5 protein-coding genes are annotated in these 6,086 nt (G+C 54.1%); 2 read left to right on the forward strand and 3 right to left on the reverse strand.

Annotated features, from left to right (window positions below):
- Positions 1 to 231 precede the first annotated feature (231 nt).
- Positions 232 to 741 (forward strand): sterol desaturase family protein, encoded by a 510-nt coding sequence (locus LKE08_RS16955; protein WP_324705429.1) that lies wholly within the window; start codon positions 232 to 234, stop codon positions 739 to 741.
- Positions 742 to 986: 245 nt separating this feature from the next.
- Here LKE08_RS16955 and LKE08_RS16960 read toward each other — a convergent pair whose 3' ends face one another.
- Positions 987 to 2,870: an alpha/beta hydrolase gene (locus LKE08_RS16960; RefSeq protein ID WP_324705430.1), complete on the reverse strand. Its 1,884-nt coding sequence runs from the start codon at positions 2,868 to 2,870 to the stop codon at positions 987 to 989.
- 289 nt (positions 2,871 to 3,159) lie between these two features.
- On the opposite strand from LKE08_RS16960, the gene LKE08_RS16965 reads away from it, so the two are divergent.
- Positions 3,160 to 4,206, forward strand: a complete 1,047-nt coding sequence (locus LKE08_RS16965) for a hypothetical protein (RefSeq protein ID WP_324705431.1) — start codon at positions 3,160 to 3,162, stop codon at positions 4,204 to 4,206.
- 86 nt (positions 4,207 to 4,292) lie between these two features.
- Here the strand turns inward: LKE08_RS16965 and LKE08_RS16970 are convergent, their stop codons facing one another.
- Together LKE08_RS16970 and LKE08_RS16975 are read right to left on the reverse strand one after the other, a co-directional pair.
- Positions 4,293 to 5,303 (reverse strand): patatin-like phospholipase family protein, encoded by a 1,011-nt coding sequence (locus LKE08_RS16970; protein ID WP_324705432.1) that lies wholly within the window; start codon positions 5,301 to 5,303, stop codon positions 4,293 to 4,295.
- A 2-nt stretch (positions 5,304 to 5,305) separates the two neighbouring features.
- Positions 5,306 to 5,968 carry an HAD-IB family phosphatase gene (locus tag LKE08_RS16975; protein ID WP_324705433.1) on the reverse strand — a complete coding sequence of 221 codons (663 nt, stop codon included), beginning with the start codon at positions 5,966 to 5,968 and terminating at the stop codon, positions 5,306 to 5,308.
- Between the last annotated feature and the right edge of the window lie 118 nt (positions 5,969 to 6,086).

A 6,086-nucleotide genomic window follows, 5' to 3' on the forward strand; every position in this document is an offset into this window, starting at 1 on the left:
AATTCCGCCCAATCTGGGCAACCCGGGACGGTTGCCCCCACAGATAGAGAATTGAGGAGAATTGAGACAGACAGCCGGCTTCCCCCATCCAATTCCGCCCAATTGGGGCAACCCGGGACGGTTGCCCCCACAGATATTGAGAGATGAGACTTCCGCCCAATTTTTAACCCAAATATTAATTGAATTTAATCTTCGGTGATTACAGTCGCAGTAGCTCGTGAGGGTGAAATAGTGACTGTTATCAAGATCGTCTCGGTCGCACTCGGACTGCTGCTGAGTGGAGACTTTATCTCGACCTTCTTCTATCACGTTCCCGAACATATTTTTGGCAAATTCCACTGCGCCGTCCACCACAGTCCGAACCGCAGTTTTATCCGCTATGCGATCGCCCACAAAAATCCCAAAGTTCTGATCGCCGGCTTTTTGGGGGCGTTTCCCTATTTGATGTTTCTGCCCCTCTTTTGGATCATTTCCCCGGCGGGAACCATTCTGGGTTTAATTTTGGCGGAGTGCCATGTGGAATGGCGGCATTTACCTCTGAATCACTGGACGACCCCGCCAATTTTAGAACGGCTTTGCAACGTTTTATACATCACCACCCCCGAACGCCACTGGCAACATCATCGCAATTCCCGCATCGCCTTCGGCGACATTTTCACATTCTACGACAAACCCGCCCAAAAGTGGTTTAAAGTGTTGCTAAAATTCAAGAAGAAGGCAATGAGAAAAGTTGGAGTGTAGGGTGTAGGGAGAAAAAAGAAGTCAGACAACAGATGATTTTAGCTCGTAGGGGCCCCGGGCTTGCGCCCTCGGGGAATTGATTCCCAAGCGGTCTCGATCTCCAACCCGTTTTGTTCCGAGCATTCAACCGGATTTGATATGACTCCTCGCTCCTCACTCCTCCCGTAGGGTTTCGGGTTCTATCCCCGTTCGCCTCGTATAAAGAAGCTTTCAACCCCAACAATTAATTGTTAATTGATTAATTATTAATTATTAATTGTTCGACTGGGGCGGAAGCGGATGGGGCTGTCGGCGATCAGCGTTTCGATTTCTGCGATCGTGTCCGATCGCGACAGTCCATCCCGGGTAATTAAAAATTGCAGCACGTCAAAACCGGGGGTATGGACCCAGTGATAGCCGCCGTGGACGTCGATTTTTTGGGTCAGGTACAAAACCAAATTTACCAGATCGATCGCCAGGGCCGTCCGGGGATTTAACTCCCATTTGACGCCGTTGGTTCCCCGCATTTCCGAACAGTCGAGATAGTTAAATTTTTCAAATAAATCGTAGGCGGAGGTGGGTTGGACGGCGGGTTGCGATGTCACCATCACGCGGATGTGGGGGCGATAGTCCGGGCTGTCTCCCGCCCGTTTGAGGTAGACATTTCCCAACCGCAGGCCGGACATTTCGACGCTGGGTTCGCTGAACCAGTTCGCCAAAATGGACAGGTAGCGGAGGACGATATCGCGATCGCTCGAAAACAGGTAAATTTCCCGGCAGCGCAAGATCGCCGACCGGACGTAATTGTTGCGTCCCTCCCGCAGAAATTCCAGGGGGATGTCGGGGGAGGACAAGATCAGGCGGTCGAGTTGCAGGTGTTCCCCCATGTCGTGGCCCTCTTCGGCCAGGCGATCTTCTTTCCCGAAGCGATCGGACAAAATTCGCAGCACGTTCACCAGCAGCAACCCCCCCATGCTGTGGCCGACCAGGTGGACTTTCAAATCGGGGGGTCGTGGGGGGCTTTCCTCCGGGGCAAAGGGCATCGAAGAATAGGGGTTCTCGCCCAACACTTTGTCGAGGCGCCAGAAAAATTCCGCCAGGTCCGGGGCGCCGTAGTGGATGGCCCGATAGCGATCGCGCTGGTAGACCACCACCCGCAACAGGTGCATCAACAGCAGCCACAACCCAAAGACGCTGAGGCACACCCACTGCCACTGGGCGAATAAATCCCCGAGTCCGTCCCCCCCCCACGGGGGAGCGACGACGGGTCGGACGCCCAAAAATTGCAATAGGGGGGCGCCGAGGAGAGCCAGGATCAAATAGAGTCCCGTCCCGGCCAGCCAAGCCAGGAGGGCCACCACCACCAGAAATCTCAGGGAAATGCCCCACTGTTGCAGGGGGTCGAGCCAGAGGCTGCGGCTCAGGAGCGGCCGTTCTCCGGGCCAGTGATAGCCGATGTAGGCGCTTTTGTCTTCCAACGTCCCGATTTGGTTGATCGGCCCCTTGAGGACGAGGGATTCGGCTTCGCGGATGAAGGAACGGTAGAACCGCTCCGCCGGGTTGGCGTAGCCGTGGGTGCGGAGGGTGAGGCGGTTGAAATTGTCCGACCGCAGGATCTCGCCCAATTCGGCGATGTTGAACAGGGGTCGGAACCGATCCGGGGGGGGCAACAGGCGATCGGTGTTGAGGGAACAGGGGGCGGTGCTGACGACCAAAAAAATGTTGGGGTGGTCGCGGTCGGCGTAGACCTCGAAGTTGCGAGCGATGGCCTGGGTGAATTCTCGTTCGTGCCAACTGTTGAGGGCGCGAACCACGTATTCCTCATCCACTTGTCCCGCGAAAGCGGGGTGTTCCGCAAGATCGCAGCAGGACCGCAGGGCCTCGGCGATCGCCGATTCGGAGGTATACCCGCCGTAGGTGGGGAGTCCGGCGACGGTTTTCGCCCCGGTCTTGGGGGGGTCTGAATAGGCGAGTTGCACGATCCGCGCCTTCGTCCACCAGTCGGAAAACGGGGCGGCGTTGCGGATGACGGATTCCAACCAACGGCGATCGTTTTCCACCGTATCCCGATGCCAGTAGAAAGGCAAGCTTTTGTAGGTGCGCTCGGTTCCCATGCTCTCACTCGCTTCTGTCGTTGTGGGGAGTTCCATTATCAAAGCGCAATTTCGCACTTCTGCCAATACCCAAACCCCGGTCACAGACCCCCGGGGAAACTGTTCCCCCCGACAGAGATTTTGAGGGGTTCGGCACGGGGATGCGATCGCCGAAAATTCTTAAATTTAGGGGAGATTCAGACCCCGGAGTTGGGGGGGATCAAGGAAAGATCGTCTTACGACACTTGAAAACAGGTGATATAGTGTAAAAGCTGTTTCAGTCGTCGTCCATTATCACGTCCCATCGCAGGGGGAATTCCCCCTCGGATTACCATCGAGATTGAATATGTTCGATCAAAAAGTGAGGAGAAAAAGGTTCGTTCCCCCGGGACGGACTCGCAGTGAAATTGTCCGGCGTTCCAAGGTTCGGGAACTCGCCCCCAGAAACCGCGGCAGGGCCGTTTCTAATTGGACGATTTTTCGGGCTGTGGCTCGGAAAATCATCGGCAAACTTTCCACTTTTTTAAATAACCAATTGAACACCGTGTATCGAAAGAAAAAACGGCGGTCGGGCTGGCATCAGTCCGAACTGCAAAGCAACGATCTCCGTTCTTTGATGAAACAACACAGAAAGCGCATTCTGTATCGAAGACGGTTGCTCTTGGGTGCATTTTCCATTTTTGCGCTGTATTGTGTCGCCTTGGGAATTCAAACAGTGGTGCGATCTGTGGTGAGTCTCGAACTCCCGAAAACGGAAGCGACACTGACGCCGGTGAATTACCAGTCGAAAGGCGATCGCTGGTGGGTGGGTCAGTCGTTCCGCCCCCAGGTCCCCGTCAAATCCCTATTTTTGGATTTAAAAAGTCCGGGTGTCATCGCCGTCTGTGCGGCGGAGGGAAACTGCGAGACGGACGGAACTTACACTTCCCTGATCGAAGGGCATTTAGATCCGGCAACGGGGCTGTTGAATAAGGGATTTTGCAGCAACCACGGCCGGGGGGGGACGCTGAAGGATGCCAACAAATGGTGTCTGCGGCGGTTGCGATCGCAGTCTTTTGCCATCGATCAAGAATTTAAGGATGCGGGAATCAATCCCGAGTATCACTTGGAAGGATTCATCAACGCGATCGATTTGTGGAATCAAAGTCCCTATTTTGGAGACAAATTTCCCCAATTATATGCCACCGCACTCCGCCAAGAAAAGGAGGGGTCTGAGGCGATCCTGTGGGCGAGGGTAGAAACATTCAAGACGGAAGGACACTACGAAGACACGACCTTGGCCCACCCCCCGATCTGCCCCTACGATATGGAACCCAAATCCTGCATCGAAGCCGACCAGTCCCGGCGGATGGATGCGATCGCAGACGTCCTGCAAAAGTTGGGTTTAAAATAAGGGGGTTGTGTTCCCCGACATTAAAGTTGCTCTTTTTCCCGACCATTTTGAACTCCCGCCGGCATCGTTATTTTCCCCACCCCCGATTATCTCAGCAATAAATCGATAAATTCGTCAATTTCTCGGTCGTACTCCTGGGCCTGTTGCCGACCCAAACGCCGGATAGCCTGCAAATTGTGTTCCGAACAATCGTCGATGGGAAGCATCGTTTTACTCGTCAGTTCCGGATTGATTCTCAAGTATTGTTGTGGCGCTTCAACCGCATCATAGATCTGCCTCATCTGATAGTCTACGGTTTCCGCCACCCCGGTCATGATAATGTCCAACAGCGGCAGTAACCATTCAAACTTTCCCCAGTTCTTCGCCTGGTCGTAGGGATATCCCTTTTTGACGTCGCCGGTTCCGAGAGATAAAATGACCATGTTTTTTGCTGTCGGATGACTGGGCATTTTGCTGCGGGCTTCCGCGTAGGCACACAGGGCCGGATTGTTAGCAAAAACGCCACCATCAACGCAGTTGTAAATAGCCCGATTTAATGAGTTAATTTTGGACACTTCAAAAAAGGTGGGCGCGGCGGATGTCGAGCGAATGACATCTCGGACGTAATAATCGCATTCGGGTCTGCTTCGGCTGTCATGTTGGGTAAAAAAGTGAGTTTTTCGCCGTTCGATATCGTAGGTCGAAATCAGACAGGGTTTCAACAGGTCGCTCAACCGGACATCGCCGAAAAAGTTAGCCATCATCAGTTCTAACTTTCTGTGGGAATACTTGGCGTTCAAAATCCCCCAAAAGTTTTTGATGGCGTGCATGAATGGCATCGCAAAAATCTGTCGGCTATTGTCGTAGAAGAAATTGCGGGCTTCTGCTGCGGAACATCGCGGCCGGCTCGGATCTCGAAGGTCGGGACACAGGTAGAGACAGGTCAAGATTCCGCCGGCGCTCGTCCCGGCAAATAAATCAAAATAATCAACCAATCTTGCCTCGGGATTGCCCGTTTTTTTCTGTATTTTATGTTCGACCTCGACCAAAATCTCGGCTGGTATCAACCCTCGCAAACCGCCCCCATCTAGAGATAGAATCCGGGTAAATTCTGCCATCTCTACCACTCCTTCCCATTCTCGCTCAATTCAGCATTATTCCACATTTGGGCGAGGCGATCGCGGACGTCAAAAAAATCGCCCCAGGGAATGTAGGATTTTTGACGTTCGTCCAGATATGCGGCGAGGCGATCGCGGGCGAACACCACCGGGGCGGCGATCGCCAGATTCAGATCCGTCACCGAATCCCCGATGGCGATCTTCTCGTCCCCCTCGTACAACTCCATCACCCGCACCTTCGCCATCAGTTCCGTCCCCCCCTCGAAGTCGGAATGGACGCGCAAATTGCTCTCCCCCGCCTCCACGTCCACGGCGTAGATGGCTTCCACCCGCTCCGTCAACTCCCCGAGGACCGTCTCCACCATGATCCGGATGCCCCCCGACACGACAACAAAAGGGACGCCGCGGCGATCGAGAAAGTCGAGCAATTCCACCAGTCCCGGGCGGATCGATTTCGTGCGGGAAAATTCCACGATCTCCGGGTAAGCCGCGGCATCTATGGATTCTAAGATCTGCCGCACCCCCTCCCGCAACGTTATCTCCCGGGTGTACAGTTTGGGGATAATCTCGCCGGAAACCTCCGGCGCGAAGCGTTTCATCATCGCCACGAAGGTTTCTTCGGCCGTGATCGTGCCGTCGAAGTCACAAAAAACGACTGGTTTCATAAAATGGATGTCGGCTGGCACCGCCGACGCGAATTGCATCCTAGTAGACCGTTTCGGCTAAAATGAGGCAAAATTCAAAACGTAGCACAGGCATCTTGCCTGTGGATTCAGATCGGAT

Origin of the sequence: Lyngbya sp. CCY1209, assembly GCF_035615495.1 — a bacterium.
In the GTDB taxonomy this organism is placed as follows: Bacteria; Cyanobacteriota; Cyanobacteriia; order Cyanobacteriales; family Microcoleaceae; genus Limnospira.

Coding starts and splice junctions, on each gene's coding strand:
- LKE08_RS16965 (WP_324705431.1), top strand. CDS start 3,160: ATGTTCGATCAAAAAGTGAGGAGAAAAAGGTTCGTTCCCCCGGGACGG.
- LKE08_RS16960 (WP_324705430.1), bottom strand. CDS start 2,870: ATGGAACTCCCCACAACGACAGAAGCGAGTGAGAGCATGGGAACCGAG.
- LKE08_RS16975 (WP_324705433.1), bottom strand. CDS start 5,968: ATGAAACCAGTCGTTTTTTGTGACTTCGACGGCACGATCACGGCCGAA.
- LKE08_RS16970 (WP_324705432.1), bottom strand. CDS start 5,303: ATGGCAGAATTTACCCGGATTCTATCTCTAGATGGGGGCGGTTTGCGA.